At 47.1% G+C, this 15,750-nt stretch carries 15 protein-coding genes and 1 pseudogene; 7 read left to right on the plus strand and 9 right to left on the minus strand.

All coding sequences use genetic code 11. The annotated features are described in order from the left end of the window. Nucleotides 1-21: 21 nt before the first annotated feature. Nucleotides 22-219, minus strand: a pseudogene (locus tag HMPREF9446_RS19430) (hypothetical protein); the annotation flags it as partial. A gap of 102 nt (nt 220-321) precedes the next feature. On the opposite strand from HMPREF9446_RS19430, the gene HMPREF9446_RS07810 reads away from it, so the two are divergent. Further along, nucleotides 322-858: a TlpA family protein disulfide reductase gene (locus HMPREF9446_RS07810; RefSeq protein WP_039968791.1), complete on the plus strand. Its 537-nt coding sequence runs from the start codon at nt 322-324 to the stop codon at nt 856-858. A gap of 82 nt (nt 859-940) precedes the next feature. Here HMPREF9446_RS07810 and HMPREF9446_RS07815 read toward each other — a convergent pair whose 3' ends face one another. From HMPREF9446_RS07815 to HMPREF9446_RS07845, 7 genes are all read right to left on the minus strand, one after another. Next, nucleotides 941-1,675, minus strand: a complete 735-nt coding sequence (locus tag HMPREF9446_RS07815; protein WP_009125038.1) for a class I SAM-dependent methyltransferase — start codon at nt 1,673-1,675, stop codon at nt 941-943. A gap of 5 nt (nt 1,676-1,680) precedes the next feature. Continuing rightward, on the minus strand, nt 1,681-1,866 hold the full coding sequence (locus HMPREF9446_RS07820; protein ID WP_009125039.1) for a hypothetical protein: 186 nt from the start codon (nt 1,864-1,866) through the stop codon (nt 1,681-1,683). Between the two features lie 31 nt (nt 1,867-1,897). Then, nucleotides 1,898-2,275: a VOC family protein gene (locus tag HMPREF9446_RS07825; protein WP_009125040.1), complete on the minus strand. Its 378-nt coding sequence runs from the start codon at nt 2,273-2,275 to the stop codon at nt 1,898-1,900. Nucleotides 2,276-2,324: 49 nt separating this feature from the next. Further along, nucleotides 2,325-3,506 (minus strand): DUF4468 domain-containing protein, encoded by a 1,182-nt coding sequence (locus tag HMPREF9446_RS07830; RefSeq protein ID WP_009125041.1) that lies wholly within the window; start codon nt 3,504-3,506, stop codon nt 2,325-2,327. Nucleotides 3,507-3,550: 44 nt separating this feature from the next. Then, nucleotides 3,551-4,282: an MBL fold metallo-hydrolase gene (locus tag HMPREF9446_RS07835; RefSeq protein WP_009125042.1), complete on the minus strand. Its 732-nt coding sequence runs from the start codon at nt 4,280-4,282 to the stop codon at nt 3,551-3,553. An 80-nt stretch (nt 4,283-4,362) separates the two neighbouring features. Further along, complete coding sequence (locus HMPREF9446_RS07840) at nt 4,363-5,067, minus strand: pirin family protein (protein WP_009125043.1); 705 nt, start codon at nt 5,065-5,067, stop codon at nt 4,363-4,365. Between the two features lie 88 nt (nt 5,068-5,155). Then, nucleotides 5,156-6,160 (minus strand): 2-hydroxyacid dehydrogenase, encoded by a 1,005-nt coding sequence (locus HMPREF9446_RS07845; protein WP_009125044.1) that lies wholly within the window; start codon nt 6,158-6,160, stop codon nt 5,156-5,158. Nucleotides 6,161-6,502: 342 nt separating this feature from the next. Here HMPREF9446_RS07845 and HMPREF9446_RS07850 point away from each other — a divergent pair, with 342 nt between their 5' ends. Beyond that, complete coding sequence (locus HMPREF9446_RS07850) at nt 6,503-7,864, plus strand: OmpP1/FadL family transporter (protein WP_009125045.1); 1,362 nt, start codon at nt 6,503-6,505, stop codon at nt 7,862-7,864. 81 nt (nt 7,865-7,945) lie between these two features. On the opposite strand, the gene HMPREF9446_RS07855 is transcribed toward HMPREF9446_RS07850, so the two are convergent. Further along, on the minus strand, nt 7,946-9,226 hold the full coding sequence (locus HMPREF9446_RS07855) for a hypothetical protein (protein WP_009125046.1): 1,281 nt from the start codon (nt 9,224-9,226) through the stop codon (nt 7,946-7,948). Nucleotides 9,227-9,448: 222 nt separating this feature from the next. Here HMPREF9446_RS07855 and HMPREF9446_RS07860 point away from each other — a divergent pair, with 222 nt between their 5' ends. From HMPREF9446_RS07860 to HMPREF9446_RS07880, 5 genes are all read left to right on the plus strand, one after another. Next, complete coding sequence (locus HMPREF9446_RS07860) at nt 9,449-10,129, plus strand: queuosine precursor transporter (protein WP_009125047.1); 681 nt, start codon at nt 9,449-9,451, stop codon at nt 10,127-10,129. A 119-nt stretch (nt 10,130-10,248) separates the two neighbouring features. Beyond that, entirely contained in the window at nt 10,249-10,908 is a 660-nt protein-coding gene (gene queC / locus HMPREF9446_RS07865; protein WP_009125048.1) for a 7-cyano-7-deazaguanine synthase QueC, read from the plus strand. A 31-nt stretch (nt 10,909-10,939) separates the two neighbouring features. After that, nucleotides 10,940-11,395: a preQ(1) synthase gene (queF, locus tag HMPREF9446_RS07870; protein ID WP_039968792.1), complete on the plus strand. Its 456-nt coding sequence runs from the start codon at nt 10,940-10,942 to the stop codon at nt 11,393-11,395. A gap of 535 nt (nt 11,396-11,930) precedes the next feature. Beyond that, nucleotides 11,931-14,237 (plus strand): TonB-dependent receptor, encoded by a 2,307-nt coding sequence (locus tag HMPREF9446_RS07875; protein ID WP_009125050.1) that lies wholly within the window; start codon nt 11,931-11,933, stop codon nt 14,235-14,237. A gap of 109 nt (nt 14,238-14,346) precedes the next feature. Next, nucleotides 14,347-15,750: a DUF4374 domain-containing protein gene (locus tag HMPREF9446_RS07880; RefSeq protein WP_009125051.1), complete on the plus strand. Its 1,404-nt coding sequence runs from the start codon at nt 14,347-14,349 to the stop codon at nt 15,748-15,750.

Raw genomic sequence — 15,750 nt, forward strand, 5'->3', positions numbered from 1 at the left:
TAATTTTACCCCCTCAGGTTTTTACGTTGACCCTTGATGATTGGCAAACAAATCGTGCGGATGTAGACCGATGTGTTTAGTATTTCCGAATAATCCGTTACCGTCAACGCCTTCTACGACCTTGATAAATCTGGTTTTGATGTCAGAACAATAGAAATGAACTTCCGTTTCTTCTTTTTCATCGGTAATGACAGATGGCTCCCATAATAAAGTATTTTTGTTTATATGGGACTGGCTAAATTCTATTTTCTTATATTTGTGGATTATAAAAGTGGAAGTTGCTAGAGAGCGTGTATATATGAATCATAGATAATAAGTAAAATGAGCAAAGTAAAGTTTTTGATTTGTTGCCTGTTTGCTATATGCAGTATGGCAGGCAAGGCGCAGGACGTTGTAGCTGATGATACCGGCTACATAGTAAAAGTGGGGCAGATAGCTCCCGATTTCACGGTGAAGTTGACGGATGGCAGAAGTGTTGCCTTGTCGGAACTTCGTGGAAAGGTCGTGATGTTGCAGTTCACGGCAAGTTGGTGTGGGGTATGCCGTAAGGAGATGCCCTTTATCGAAAAGGATATCTGGCTGAAGAATAAGTCTAATCCTGAGTTTATGTTGATTGGCATTGACCGTGATGAACCATTGGATAAGGTGATTGCTTTTGGAAAGTCAACAGGGGTAACTTATCCTTTAGGATTGGATCCCGGTGCAGATATTTTCGCCAAATACGCTCTTCGTAAGGCAGGCATTACTCGCAATGTGTTGATTGATAGGGAAGGACGTATTGTGATGTTAACACGTCTATATAATCCTGAAGAGTTTTCGTCTTTGGTAGCAAAAATTAATGAGATGCTGTCAGAGTAAAGTGGTTTTGTTTATAAGGCATGGATTACATGAACGTTCCGGTTTGGAGACTGTTCATGTAATCTGTGCCTTGTTGTTTGTACTACTGGAAAGATAATCGTGCAAGATAGTCGTAGTGCTCGCCTTCTTTGATTAATTCCGCCTGAAAACCATTTTCAGCAGCATAAAGGCTGAGAGTTTGAAAATCAATATATAGCCAGTCAAAGGAGTCTCCTTTTATATCCTTATATTGCATCTGAAAATCCACTTCACCGTAATAGTCGCCGGCAAGGTCAATGACAAAACTGCCATCCTCTTCTTCAAACAGATATCGCAGGTCGCTGGAGTCCATGAGGATACAACCGCCAGGACGGAGAATCTGCTTCATTTTCAAGAAGAAGATAGGCAGATTCTCCAATTTTCCGATAATTCCGGAACCATTCATTAGCATTAGGATGGTGTCATACGAATCACAAAAACGTTCGTCAAACAGGTTGGTTTGTGTGACATGATGTACGCCGCGCAGTTTCATCACTTCTACGGAAAGCGGTGAGATATCAATGGCATGAACCTCCTTGCCGGCTTCCTGCAAAGCGAGTGTATGGCATCCGCTTCCTGCACCGGCATCCAGAATCTTGCCTGTCGCCATTTTCAAGGCTGTACGTTCCAGCGGAGACATTTGCCTTTCCGAACGGAACAGTTCTTTTACAGGGATTTCGTCTTCATCGAAGAGTGAAGAGAATACCCGCAAACGGTCAGCTTGATGATGCTTGAAATAATCAGTTATGGCTGCACCCATCGGGTCCTTGTCCGCAGACAATAGATCGGTATTTATCATTATTGTTATTTCTTATGTCTGTTGGCACGTTTCCGGCGGATTTCCGCTTTCATTTTTGCTGCACCGGAGCCATGTTGCCCGGTGATATAGGTTTTCTTTTTAGCTTTGGTCTTGATTTTGTTTTCTTCCTTAGGCTTTTCTTTTTTTCCTTTGAAAACAATACCGCCTATCATTGCTTCTTCTATGCTCATAATGTTTTGTCTTTTTTATTATAGAACCGTTTTATTTGGCCGGAAGTACTTCAATCCAATAATCATCCGGGTCATTGATGAAATACAATCCCATTGCGGTATTTTCGAAGCATACCCAGCCATTTTCTTTATGGTATTGGCGTATGGCTTCATAGTCACCTGCTACACGAAAGCAGAGATGGCTTTCGTTTTCTCCCAATTCGTAGGCTTGGGGGTGCTCTTTCAGACAAGTCAGTTCCAGTAGGAATCCTGTACTTCCATCCGTAAGATATACCAGGGTGAAAGAGCCGTCGGACGACTCTTTCCTGTGGTGTTCTTTCAGTCCCAGTGCCTTTTCATAGAATTGAATACTACGTTCCAGGTTAGTGACATTGATATTGAAATGATCGAATTTACTTTTAATCTCCATCTGTTTATTTATGATTTTACGATTTACGCTTATGGGTTGCTGCTTGCGGTTATTTGACCATTGCCTTTAATATTTCCCCTACATACGTACGCGGCATACCCTCCATTGTTGCAGGTGACGGGAGCTTTTTGCATTCCAGTATAACGGTCGGTTCTGTCTGCCCTGTGGGGTAGAAGCGGATTATATAATTTTCTGCTTTTTCTATTTGCTCGTAAGGCTGGTCGGGTGACAAGATGCTGAAGATAACCGGTTTACCGTTTACTTTACCTAAAGAACCGCCGGAATTAGCCGTCATCATGGTCATATTAAACGGATCTTCTCCTATGACGATAACCAGTCTGCCGGCTCCGGTTTGGATGGCATCGGCCGATAACTGGTCGGGGGCTACCTCTTTGTACGCCTGCTGCTGGGCTTTATTTGCCGGCACCAGTGCTGCAGGCTTCTTTACCTGTACGGAAGGGACGATAACTTGTGCGTTTGGCATTCCTGCGCCGGTGTTGCTTTCTGTGCCGCTTATCACATTATTGTTTGCGGCAGGCTGTGATTGGGCGGATTCTATCGTGACTTGTTTCTTGGGAGCAATGACGATAGGACCGGAATTGATCACGCTCTTTTCCACGGTTTTTTCTTCTTTCTTTTCTTCGGCAGGAGCGTTGGCGGTAGCAGCGCTGAGTGCTTCGGTAGCGCCTAAGGCAAGCTCATCTACGAAATCTACTGTTTTTCTGCGCCATTTGGCAAGCCCGCGTACAAGTTTGGTCTGTGCTTTGTTCAGTGCATACTTATCGGTAATCCACTCTTCGGCGGTATATTTTTCTTTGCCTTCACGGTAGTTGAAGCGTATTTTCTCTACTTCAAGTGTGCATTTTTCCGGTTGGCAGGTTGCTGTCAGTTGATAAAGGATTTTGGTACGGTCCAGTGACAAGGCAGTTGAGCTGAAAACGATCCATTCGTCGCCCGTACCCACGATCTGTCCTTTTTCCTTGTCGGAGAATACGATACGGCTTATGTTCTCGTTTTGTTTCAGGCGTGCTTCCATCCAGCCGTATATGCGGTTGTATATTTCGTCCTGGGACATCCCCGGAATACTGAATTCTTTAGTGAATACCACTTTACCGTCAACTTCGGGAACGGCTCCGGCTAGATATTTACTGTCATCCTTGTCTTGTGCGTGCAACATGGCAGGCAGACAAAGGCAAAACAGCGCAAAAAGAAGTTGTGTCAAATTTCTCATAATAGTGTGTCTTTGTTTAATTATGAATTATGAACTGTTAACTGTTAATTCTCAACTAAAAAACTCTGTCCACGGTGTGCGATGGTCAGGAAACGGCAACCTTTGCTTTCGGCAAATGACCGGAAAGCATTGCCTCCCTGATAGTCTTCACTGAAATGCATTGGGACAAAGATAGTGGTTTTTATCCGATTTACGAATTGTTCCGCTCCGCGCATATAATCTTTTCCGATACGGCTATCTACCGGAAACATAGCGACATCTATCGCAGGCGCTGTGTGTTGCAGCAATTTCACTTCGGCCAGGAAGTCTCCTTCGGCCTTGCGTATCTCCTGCGGAGTGGATTCCTCGCTCCAATGCCAGTTGTTCAGGTCGCCGGCGTGGAAGATGCGCCTGCCTTGGAGGTCTATCAGGAAAGAGATGCCTACGTCCGTGGAGCCGAATGCTTCGATGCGGATATGCTCATCCTCGTAGATGTCACCTTTATTAATATAGGTAGCATCTTCTGCCGAAGCGCGACGATGTTTCAGAATATCCTTTGAAAAGATGTAACGTATATCGGGACGTAGGGACTTCCATAAAAGAACTTCGCGATTGAAATGGTCAGGGTGGAAATGCGAGCAGAGTACATAGAGTGCGCCCGGCTTTTCCAGAAGATAATCATGGACGATACCTTTATTATACGCCTCTTCCGAGGAGTCTTTATAGTAGTCGATAATGACTGTCACCCCGTCCGCTTCAATCGCGAAGCCGCTATGGTAAATGTAATCAAGTTTCATGTGCGGATTCAATTATAGCGCAATATTACGAAAAACGCTACACAAACTTCCGGTTTAAGCTGTTATTTTATGCAAAAGTTTTACATGGGCACTTCTATCAGGAGGATGTGCGAATCTTGCAGGGTCTCCAATTCGAAGTTTTTTGTGTCGTAAATGCCCATACCGTCGCGGCGTGAAAGCACAATATCGTCCACTTTGATTTCACCTTCGATAAGGAAAACATATACTCCTGCATGTGACTGGTGCATGTGATACTCCATTTTCCGGCCTGCTTCTATTTCACCGATAGAGAACCAGGTCTGCTGTAGCAATTTGGCGGGAGCGTCACCGTCTGGAGATACAATCACCGACATCTTGTTCTTATGCAGGAACGGGCGGATGTCGAAATCTTGGTAGGCGGGTGGAGTATTCAGCTTTTCGGGCATTATCCAAATTTGCAGAAACTCTACGGGATCCGTATCGCTGCCATTCAGCTCACTGTGGTAGATACCGGTGCCGGCACTCATCGTTTGTATCTCTCCCGGTGTGATGATACGGCTGTTTTTGTGGCTGTCTCCGTGTTTCAGCTTGCCTTTCAACGGGATAGAGATGATTTCCATGTTCTTGTGCGGATGGGTACCGAAACCTTTACCCGGCGCTACACGGTCATCGTTCAGTACGCGCAGCGCCCCGAAGTTCATACGGCGCGGATTGTAATATTCATCGAAGCTGAATGTATGGCGGCTGTCCAGCCAATCATATAGAGAGCGTCCCCGGCTTTCGTCCTTGTCTATAACTTTCTTCATAAATTATTTCCTTTCTGTTAATGGGTTATGGGTAAATAACAAGCTGACAGGTGGAAGGTTTGGCTCGCCATGTTTAATATTTTATAAATCAGAGTTTCACCTCATTCTCCAAGGGTTTCCGGTTTATGAAGTCCTTGATGTTCTGCAGCGTCGTTGAAGCGATATTTGCCAATGCTTCACGCGTGAAGAAGGCTTGATGCGACGTGACGATTACATTGTTGAATGAGAGCAGTCGTGCCAGCGTATCATCATCGATGATCTTGTCTGATTGGTCCTCGTAGAAGTATTCGCTTTCTTCCTCATATACATCCAGTCCGGCTGATCCTATCTTTTTGTTTTTCAACCCTTCTATCAAAGCGTTGGTATGGATCAGTTGTCCGCGTCCGGTATTGATAATCATTACGCCGTCCTTCATTTTGCTGATGGAATAGTCGTTGATGAGGTATTTGGTCTGTTCGGTCAGCGGGCAATGCAGGGATATGATGTCCGAATTGTGATACAGTTCATCCAGGCCGGTATAAACTACTTGGTGTTCACGGGCGAAGTTGTGGTCCGGATAGAGGTCGTAGGCCAGAATATTCATGCCGAATCCCCGCAGGATACAGATCAGTTTCTTGGCTATTTTTCCGGTACCGATGATTCCGGCGGTCTTGCCGTACATGTCGAATCCCAGTAGCCCGTGCAGCGAGAAGTTGCCGTCACGGGTACGCCAGGTGGCGCGTGGAATTTTACGGTTGAGGGATAGCATGAGGGCCACTGTGTATTCTGCTACCGCATAAGGAGAGTAGGCGGGGACGCGCACTACGGTGATGCCGCAGTCGGCTGCTGCCTGTAAATCGACGTTGTTGTAGCCGGCGCAACGTAGGGCAAGGAGCTTTACGCCGTTGGCGGCCATTAGCTTCATTACTTCCGCATCTGCCGTATCGTTTACAAAGATACAGACTGCCTGTACGCCTTGTGTCAGTATGACGTTATGCTTGTTGAGATGACCCTTATAATAGCGGAGTTCAAAGTCGAATTCCTTGTTCTTTTCATTGAATGATGCCTCGTCGTAAGGCTTGCTTCCAAAAAATGCGATGGTGTATGATGCCATAGTTTTATAATTTAGAGTACTACTGAATAAAAAAACAAGTGCGGGGTTTATAAAGTTCGCTTGTCCGATGAAGATAAGCCCCGGAATGGCGAATGTGATTGCTTTTTCTGCGGAACGATCTTTTTCTTTAGTAATGACAAGGAAAAGACTTGAAAATAGCGGTGGAGTCGTTTAGCGTAAGCCGCTACATTAAAATGGATGACCTGCGTAGTTTTGTTTCAATAGAAACAATTGGTTTTTCAATTAAAAACCCTTCCGTTTTTATGTTTTTCTGCACAAAATGCTTTTTTATGTGCCATATTGTTGTACCTTTGCGCCCGAAAACAATTAAAAAAGATTTAGATGAGAAAATTTTCGTTGATTGGCATTGCGATGCTAATCGTTTCAATTCCAACTTTTGCGGGAGGTCTCCTGACAAATACAAACCAACATCCTGCTTTTCTTCGTATGTTATCACGTGGTGCCACCACCGAAATAGATGCTGCCTTGTCCAATCCTGCTGGTCTGGCATTCTTGCCGAAAGATGGTTTTCATGTATCCTTGAGCATCCAGAGTGCTTTCCAGACGAGAAATATTGATGCCGACTTTTTGACATATAATGGACTTGCTATGGTTGACGGAAAGCCGGCTCCTACAACAGCTCCATTTAAAAAATATTATGAGGGAAAAGCTGCCGCACCGGTCATCCCCAGTATATTTGCCGCCTATAAGAAAGGTGACTGGACGATTTCCGGTTTCTTCGCCATCACCGGTGGAGGCGGAAAGGCTTCGTTTGACGATGGCCTGCCTCTGTTTGAATCGGCTGCCATGGCAAGCATTTTTCAGGGAAGCCTGAAGGAGTTGGCGGCAGGAAAGCCATTAATGACTCCCGACAAATATAAAATCAACAGTGCCATGGACGGCAGACAATACATCTATTCCGCACAGTTGGGGCTGACTTATAAGATCAATGACTGGCTTTCTGCTTTTGCCGGTGGCCGCATGAACTATTTCACAGGAGGTTACGAGGGCTTCTTGGATGCCAAAGCAGGTGATACGAACTTGCTGCCTTTGGCTTTGGACTGTGACCAGACCGGCTGGGGACTGACTCCGGTGATAGGTGTGGATATGAAATGGAACAAATTGAACTTCGGGGCCAAGTATGAGTTTAAGACTAATATGAATATTGAAAATAAAACCAATAAACTGGATTATCCTGATGAGGCAGAGGCTTTGGTGGCCGGTTATAAAAACGGTGTGAATACTCCGAACGATATACCCTCCATGCTTTCCGTAGCGGTTGCTTACGAATTCCTTCCGGTGCTGCGTGCATCCGTGGAGTACCACTTCTACGATGACAAGAATGCAGGTATGGCCGGTGACAAACAGAAGTATCTGACGAAGGGAACCAACGAGTATCTGGCAGGTATCGAATGGGATGTAACCAAACATTTGACACTGAGTTGCGGTGGACAAATCACCGATTATGGATTGTCGGACAACTTTCAGAGTGATACCAGCTTTTCTTGCGATTCTTATACCCTTGGCTTTGGAGCAAAGGTGAAGTTGACAGAAAGAGCTGCTATAAACGTCGGTTATATGTGGACCACTTATGAAGATTATACTAAAGCTTCTCAAAACTATAACGGTACCGGACTGAGTGGTACCAATGTTTATAGCCGTACCAACAAAGTGTTCGGTTTGAGCATTGATTACCGGTTCTAGATTTCATTATTCAATTTATATATAAAAGAAGCCGTCTCAAATATTGTGTTGAGGCGGCTTCTGCATTTATCCGTGTTTGGATTAGAACGAATACTGCACCAGTAAATTAAAACGGTTGGCATGGTTCGTTGAGTTGTCGAAGTTCGTGCGCCAGCCGCGCAGATATTCAGCGCCTACCTGCATATTGGAAGATACATTCCAGAAAGCATTGGCTACAAAGTATTGTCCGTAGCGGTAAGTGCCGGGCTCATCGTTGGGATAGCCGTTCTCCGAGTAGAGGCGTGACATGCTGTAAGTGCTTGAAATGAATACTTTCGGGCAGATGTTGTATTGCAGTCCTGCATACCAGCCCAACATTGGCAGTGCCTGCATCTTTCCGTCTTTTTCCGGATTGGGGACGATATCCACATTCAGGTTGCTGATGTCATTCAGATATTGTCCGATCCCTTTTCCATAGTTTACTTGTCCGAATGCCTGCCATTTCTTGCCCATGCTGAAAGTGGTGGAAGCCTGCACGCCATATCCGGTGACACTGGACGCCTTGTCGCTGTCGGCACCGGTGTAGGTCATGCTGCGGATGATACCTCCGATGCGCAAGTGGCTGTTGCCGTTCCAGCCGTATTGTGCGTAAGCGGTGAAATCCGGCATGCGCTGCCGGGCTATCTCCAGCCCGTTATTGGCAGTGCCATCTACGGCAGGCGCTTCGACGGAGGCGTTGAAGCGGAAGTTTTCCAGCCCTTTGTAGGTATATGCCAGTTGGGTGGCGCGATAGAAAGTGGCGCCATTAGGACCTTGGAAGTCGATAGTGGAGGGCAGCGCGCCTAAGTCCATGAAGCCACCATAGGTGTAACCCACCGTGACGTTGCGGAATGACATGTAGGCATTGCGCAACTGGAAAGTTTTGTCGCCTCCCCGGAAGTTGCCTGCGGTATATACAATGAAGTCGCCCAATAATCGGGTATGGCCTACCAGTTTCAGGAAGATCGTGGCTGTGCTGGCATCCATCTGGAATTGGTTCCGGATTTTACTGCTGTTTGGAATGTCGGCGGGGATAAAGTCAATGTCATCCACAATCCCCCCAAAATCGTATTCGCCGGTGGCGCGCACATAGCCGCCGATGCCCAGGGCAAATTTACCCTGCTTGTCCATCAACAGGAAGCGCGGTGCTTTGGGATCATGAATGTAAGGCAGTTGCGATTCGTTCATGATACGGATAATTTCGTCCCCTGCTTTGTCGATGGTAACCATGACAATGCCGTTGGAGGCTTCGTCGTCGATAATGATTTTTTTCTGTGCATGTGCCATGGGGGCGGCCAGTCCGATGCCGCATGACAGAAACATTGTTTTTAAGATTGTTTTCATTTAAGTTAGGTTTTGGTGAATGCGCTTTCAACAACTTATTTTCGAAATGGTTTTGGAGGGAACGGAAGAAAGCGTATATTTGCACCCGAATTAACGGTTGGAGAGTGCCTGTTGCAGACGTCGGGCCAACTTCAAGCGTACGTCGTAAATAGTTAAGTAGTAATGGTATGATGCCGTGAATAGCGGTCGTGTATTCTAGAACACCACGTAAAAAACAGGAGTATGAAGCAAAAAGTATCCGTCCCTTTTATGCTGCTGGGCATTCTGTTCAATGTCTGTCTGATTGCAGCGAATCTTCTTGAAACAAAAGTCATTCAAGTTTGCGGTATCACCGTAACGGCAGGGCTGTTGGTTTTTCCTATATCCTATATCATTAATGATTGCATAGCCGAGGTCTGGGGGTTCCGCAAGGCACGTCTGATTATCTGGAGCGGTTTTGCCATGAATTTTTTTGTGGTGATGTTGGGTCTGATAGCCGTGGCATTGCCTGCCGCCCCTTTTTGGGAAGGTGCGCCACATTTCAATTTTGTCTTCGGAATGGCGCCCCGTATCGTCATAGCCAGTTTGACGGCATTCTTGGCAGGCTCTTTTCTGAATGCCTACGTGATGAGCCGTATGAAACTGGCAAGCAACGGGCGTAATTTCTCCGCACGTGCCATTTGGTCGACGGTGGTTGGTGAGACGGCAGACTCGTTGATTTTCTTTCCGGTGGCATTCGGAGGGATCATTGCATGGCGGGAGTTGCTGGTGATGATGTGTGTCCAGATTCTGCTGAAGTCCATGTACGAAGTGTTGATACTGCCTGTGACCATCCGTGTGGTAAAAGCCATTAAGCGGATAGACGGGAGTGATGTCTATGATGAAGGCATCTCCTATAAAGTATGGAAAATAGGCGATATTTAAAGCCCCTTACCCGTAGCGAGGGGGAAATAAATCAGTGATTATGTCAAACAAATAATTAGCAATGCCATATCTATTCCTCTCCCTACGGGGGAGGGGCAAGGGGAGAGGCTTTTAACAAGATGAATAGGGACACTGCTTTGGTGGTATTCAGTGGCGGGCAGGACTCGACCACTTGCCTCTTTTGGGCAAAACGTGAATTTAAGAAAGTGTATGCGCTGAGTTTTCTGTATGGGCAGAAGCATCGGCAGGAAGTGGAGCTGGCAAGGGAGATTGCCCGTAAGGCAGGTGTGGAGTTCGAAGTAATGGATGTCTCCTTCATCGGCCGGCTGGGACATAATTCATTGACAGATGCCGGCATGGAGATGGACCGGGAAAAGCCGGCGGACAGCTTTCCGAACACTTTTGTGCCGGGACGCAATCTGTTTTTCCTGAGCATAGCTGCCGTCTATGCCCGCGAGCGGGGAATCAACCATATCGTGACCGGAGTTTCGCAGACCGATTTCAGCGGTTATCCCGATTGCCGGGATGCTTTCATCAAGTCGCTCAACGTGACGCTGAACCTGGCTATGGACGAGCAATTCGTACTGCACACACCACTGATGTGGATTGACAAGGCGGAGACTTGGGCGCTGGCAGACGAGCTTGGAGTGCTCGAACTTATACGTCACGAAACGCTGACTTGTTATAACGGTATTCCGGGAGACGGTTGCGGGCATTGTCCGGCATGTACGTTGCGCAGAGAGGGATTAGAGAAATATTTGGCTTCCGTCAAAGGGTAAGCCGCATTGATATTATTAGAAAGATATGACTATGACAGAATTGAAAGACCAATTGTCCCTTTTGGGAAGAAAAACCGAATACCGTCAGGACTATGCGCCCGAAGTATTGGAGGCATTCGATAACAAGCATCCCGGCAATGACTACTGGGTGCGTTTCAATTGTCCCGAGTTCACCAGCCTTTGTCCCATCACGGGGCAACCGGACTTTGCGGAAATACGCATCTGTTACATTCCCGATGTCAAGATGGTGGAGAGCAAGAGTCTGAAACTTTACCTGTTCAGCTTCCGCAATCACGGAGCTTTCCACGAAGATTGCGTGAACATCATCATGAAAGACCTCATTCGTCTGATGGATCCCAAGTATATCGAGGTGACGGGCATCTTTACCCCGCGTGGCGGTATCTCCATCTATCCTTATGCTAACTACGGACGTCCCGGCACGAAATTCGAGCAGATGGCGGAACAGCGTCTGATGAACCGGGAATAAGGTGCTTATAGGCGGAGAGGGCGCTTTCCTTTGATAATTATCTTGTTCCGAAAGGAATAATTTTTGCACCGTTATGTTTTAAATTCCCGGTTGCTGAGATTTATTCGTCCGACAGTTGTTGTATTATCGTCCGACATCCGTTGCATTATCGTCCGACAGCTGTCGGACGATAATGCAACGGATGTCGGACGAATACTTTTTAGCCGATGAAGAATTACTTCATCGTTTCTTCGGAAAGAGTCCGTTGCAATGCCGGAACCTGTTCGTGATGCCGGGCCGGGGGAAGGCGGACCATGCACCGCGGATGATAAATACCTACCAATGGTGATTGCGCGGTATGACATATACGGGATACGGCTTCATGCAATTACCTACAATAAGCGATTGTGCGGATGGTTGCTAATATAGACCTTTGCACCGGTTTATTAACAACATCATAATCGTTATAAAATTGAAAACATATACATTTAGATTTTCTCTTCTGTTCGTTCTTTTGCAGATGTCTCTCTCTATCTATTCGCAGAGAGGGGGAGGGATGGTTTCGGGCAGAATCCTTTCCACGGAAAAAGAAACTGTAGATTTTGCAACCGTGTATCTGAAAGGGACAAGTTATGGAGGAACCACCAATCAGGAAGGCCTCTATCACATCAAGGCGCCTGCCGGTGATTATACGCTGGTTGTATCGGCCGTAGGCTATACGAAAGTAGAAAAGGAGATAAAGCTGGTTGAAGGTGAGAGGGTGAAGCAGAATATCACCATTGCTCCCGAGACACAACAGCTGGATGAGGTGACCATCGTTTCTACCGGAGTGAGCCGGGTGAAAAGGTCGGCGTTCAATGCGGTGGCGGTCGATACTAAGGAACTGCAGAACACCACGAAGAATCTGAGCGATGCCTTGACCAAGGCTCCGGGCATGAAGCTTCGTGAGTCGGGTGGGGTAGGTTCGGACATGCAGCTCATGCTGGACGGCTTCAGCGGAAAGCACGTCAAGATATTCATTGACGGGGTGCCGCAGGAAGGAGTCGGGAGCTCCTTCAGCCTGAACAATATCCCGGTGAACTTCGCTGACCGTATAGAGGTATATAAAGGGGTAGTTCCCGTAGGCTTTGGAACGGATGCCATTGGCGGGGTCATCAATATTGTCACCAACAAGAAACGCCGGAACTGGTTCCTGGATGCTTCTTATTCGTATGGTTCGTTCAATACCCACCGTTCGTATGTCAATTTCGGACAGACTTTCAAGAATGGTTTCAGCTATGAAATCAATGCTTTCCAAAACTATTCGGACAATGACTACCATGTGGAGGCGCCGGTGAAGAACTTTGAGACAGGCAGCTTCAACGAAAGTGAGAAGGTACGTGTGAAACGTTTCAACGATACCTATCATAATGAAGCCATTGTAGCCAAGGCAGGTGTGGTGGATAAGAGCTGGGCAGACCGGCTGATGTTCGGCTTTACCTACTCGCACATGTACAAGGACATACAGACCGGTGTGCGCCAGAAGACTGTCTTCGGAGAAAAGCACCGCTTCGGCCATTCACTGATGCCTTCGATGGAATACAGCAAGCGCAACCTGGTAATCAAGGGGCTGGATATGGTGCTGACTGCCAACTACAACCGCAATGCCACTACGAATGTGGATACTGCCCGTTACGAGTACAACTGGCTTGGTGAGAAACATCCGTTGAACAGCCCCGGAGAACAATCCCGCCAATATTCCCGTGCCGACAATGACAATTGGAACGGCACATTGACCATGAACTATCGCATAGCCCGTGCACACATGTTGACCTTCAACCACGTATTGAGCACTTTCCGTCGCGACAATACTTCGTTGCTGGCGGCAGAAGAGCAGACTGATGCGATTGCCAAACAGACCCGCAAGAATATTTCCGGTCTGTCCTATCGCCTGATGCCTTCTGACAAATGGAATGTTTCGGCATTCGGCAAATACTACCGCCAATACGTGGCAGGCCCTATGGCCGAAGACGGTACGGGCAGCAACTATGTGCGTACCAGCCGTACGGTTGATTCCTGGGGGTATGGCGCGGCCGGAACCTATTTCATCCTTCCCGGCCTGCAGGCGAAGCTTTCTTATGAAAAGGCCTTCCGCCTGCCCACCATCGAGGAAATGTTTGGTGACGAGGACCTGGAAAGCGGTGACATTGGCATCCGTCCGGAAAAGAGCGACAATGTCAATTTCAACTTGAGTTACTCCGGAAGCTTCGGAAAACATTCCGTTTATCTGGAGGGAGGTGTGGTATATCGGAATACAGAAGATTATATCCAGCGTAACGTGCAGGATTTGAGTGGCGGGAAAGAAGGTGCCACTTATATCAACTATGGAAAGGTCTTGACAAAAGGATATAATGTATCGGCACGCTATAGCTTTGGCCGCTGGCTGAGTGTGGGCGGTAACTTTACACAGATGAATGTGCGCGACAATGAGAAGTGGCAGATTGGCAGCACGGGAAATTCCGTACAGAATCTGGGTTATAAGGCACGTATTCCCAATGTACCCTATCAGTTTGCCGATTTCGACGTGAACTTCTACTGGCGCGACCTTTGGAAGAAAGGGAATGTATTGTCCGTGACCTACGACAATCAGTACATGCGCAGCTTCTCTTATTATTCGCAGGCTGTGGGCAGTAAGAATAACGATTTCATGGTGCCCGACCAGTTTTCCCACAATTTGACGTTGAGCTACAGCTTGAAGCAGGGCCGCTACAATCTTTCGTTTGAGTGCCGCAACTTTACAGATGAAGATTTGTACGACAATTTCAGTCTCCAGAAGGCGGGACGCGCATTCTATGGCAAGATACGTGTACATTTCGGAGATTGACAGGACAGTTTTCATGACAGGCAACGCGAGTCAGCGGTTATGTAGGCATGACAGGACACGCTGAGGGCTGATTCGCACAGGTATTAATTATAGTAAAAAAGAAGAAACAATGAAGAAGAATTATTTTTTTGCCGGTCTTCTGGCGACAGCGATGACCGGAATGGCTTTGACAGCTTGTTCGGATGACGATGAACCGAAGCCCGGTGATTCCGGCGATTCCAAAGGAAATTATGTGATCGCCGCCACGGTGAACGCGTCGGGCGGCAAGACGCCCGTCTTATTGACGGCCCGGTCGCTGGAAAGCGGTGAGATTACTGCTGCCGGTAACGGCCTTGTGAACGACGGCGCCAGTTATTGGGTATTTTATGGCAATAAATATCTGTATGGATTGACGTATAATCAAGGGAGTGACGCTGCCACTCAGTCTTTTGTCATGAATGCGGATAACGAGATAGAGAAGCGTCCCCAACAGTATAACACCAAGCGTTTCACTACTTACGGGTTTTATGAACAGTACATCATGACTACTTCTACCGGAGACGGACCTACGGAGTTGAATGATGATCATGGATATACTCCCAAATCCTTCCTGGTCTCTTACCTGGATGTGGAAAAGCAGGAGTATCAAACGAATAAGGTGACCAAAGACACCCCGTTCCTTTCGGAAAACTTCTTGGGGAATGGAGAGTTCGTGACACTGACCGGTATCGAGCAAGTGGGCGGCAAGATTTATTCGGCTGCCACTCCTATGGGGTTGAGCCAGTATGGCTGTGCGCAGACCCATGAGGACGGCAGTTATAAATGGGTATTGCCCGGCAATGAGGGCTTGATAAAGACGGAGTCCGGCGGTTCGGGAAGCAGCCAGTACAAGAAAGGCGAGTTGCAATGGACACAATTCCCTGATGAGTGTTGGGTAGCTATTTTTGCCGACCAGACATTGACGGAGCGGAAACTGCTCAAGACGGATCAAATCAGTTACGCTGCCGGACGCTACAAGTCCCAATACTATCAGATGGTCTGGCGTGCTGATGACGGCTATGTATATGTATTCTCTCCGAGCTATGCCAAGACTGCGAGTGATGTGAGGCAGCAGACTACGTTGCCTGCCGGAGTCGTACGTATTGACACCAAGGCCGAAGATTTCGATGCCGGTTACTATTATAATCTTGAAGAGAAGGCAAACGGTGCTTCTTTCCTGCGCACCTGGTATATTTCCGGCAACTATTTCCTGATGCTGATGTATGACAAGGCTATTACCGCCTCTGATAAAGTGGCGAACCGACTGGCTGTATTTGATGTTTCAACCGGTAGTTTGACTTATGTAAATGGAATTCCAAGTGATGTTTCCGGCTTTGGAGATACTCCGTATATAGAAAATGGCAACGCTTATATCGCCGTGACAACCACTTCGGGAAATCCTGCCATCTATAAGATAACCCCTGCCGATGCCACGGCTACCAAAGGGCTGGTTGTCAATGCGACCCAACTGAACGGTATAGGTAAACTGGAATAA

Origin of the sequence: Bacteroides fluxus YIT 12057 (assembly GCF_000195635.1) — a bacterium.
Classification (GTDB): Bacteria; Bacteroidota; Bacteroidia; order Bacteroidales; family Bacteroidaceae; genus Bacteroides; species Bacteroides fluxus.

Excerpts from the sequence above, each read along its gene's own strand:
- HMPREF9446_RS07845 (WP_009125044.1), bottom strand. The coding sequence starts at position 6,160 with ATGGCATCATACACCATCGCATTTTTTGGAAGCAAGCCTTACGACGAG.
- HMPREF9446_RS07855 (WP_009125046.1), bottom strand. The coding sequence starts at position 9,226 with ATGAAAACAATCTTAAAAACAATGTTTCTGTCATGCGGCATCGGACTG.
- HMPREF9446_RS07835 (WP_009125042.1), bottom strand. The coding sequence starts at position 4,282 with ATGAAACTTGATTACATTTACCATAGCGGCTTCGCGATTGAAGCGGAC.
- HMPREF9446_RS07860 (WP_009125047.1), top strand. The coding sequence starts at position 9,449 with ATGAAGCAAAAAGTATCCGTCCCTTTTATGCTGCTGGGCATTCTGTTC.
- HMPREF9446_RS07815 (WP_009125038.1), bottom strand. The coding sequence starts at position 1,675 with ATGATAAATACCGATCTATTGTCTGCGGACAAGGACCCGATGGGTGCA.
- HMPREF9446_RS07840 (WP_009125043.1), bottom strand. The coding sequence starts at position 5,067 with ATGAAGAAAGTTATAGACAAGGACGAAAGCCGGGGACGCTCTCTATAT.
- HMPREF9446_RS07825 (WP_009125040.1), bottom strand. The coding sequence starts at position 2,275 with ATGGAGATTAAAAGTAAATTCGATCATTTCAATATCAATGTCACTAAC.
- HMPREF9446_RS07880 (WP_009125051.1), top strand. The coding sequence starts at position 14,347 with ATGAAGAAGAATTATTTTTTTGCCGGTCTTCTGGCGACAGCGATGACC.
- queC (WP_009125048.1), top strand. The coding sequence starts at position 10,249 with ATGAATAGGGACACTGCTTTGGTGGTATTCAGTGGCGGGCAGGACTCG.
- HMPREF9446_RS07850 (WP_009125045.1), top strand. The coding sequence starts at position 6,503 with ATGAGAAAATTTTCGTTGATTGGCATTGCGATGCTAATCGTTTCAATT.
- HMPREF9446_RS07810 (WP_039968791.1), top strand. The coding sequence starts at position 322 with ATGAGCAAAGTAAAGTTTTTGATTTGTTGCCTGTTTGCTATATGCAGT.
- HMPREF9446_RS07875 (WP_009125050.1), top strand. The coding sequence starts at position 11,931 with ATGGTTTCGGGCAGAATCCTTTCCACGGAAAAAGAAACTGTAGATTTT.
- HMPREF9446_RS07820 (WP_009125039.1), bottom strand. The coding sequence starts at position 1,866 with ATGAGCATAGAAGAAGCAATGATAGGCGGTATTGTTTTCAAAGGAAAA.
- queF (WP_039968792.1), top strand. The coding sequence starts at position 10,940 with ATGACAGAATTGAAAGACCAATTGTCCCTTTTGGGAAGAAAAACCGAA.
- HMPREF9446_RS07830 (WP_009125041.1), bottom strand. The coding sequence starts at position 3,506 with ATGAGAAATTTGACACAACTTCTTTTTGCGCTGTTTTGCCTTTGTCTG.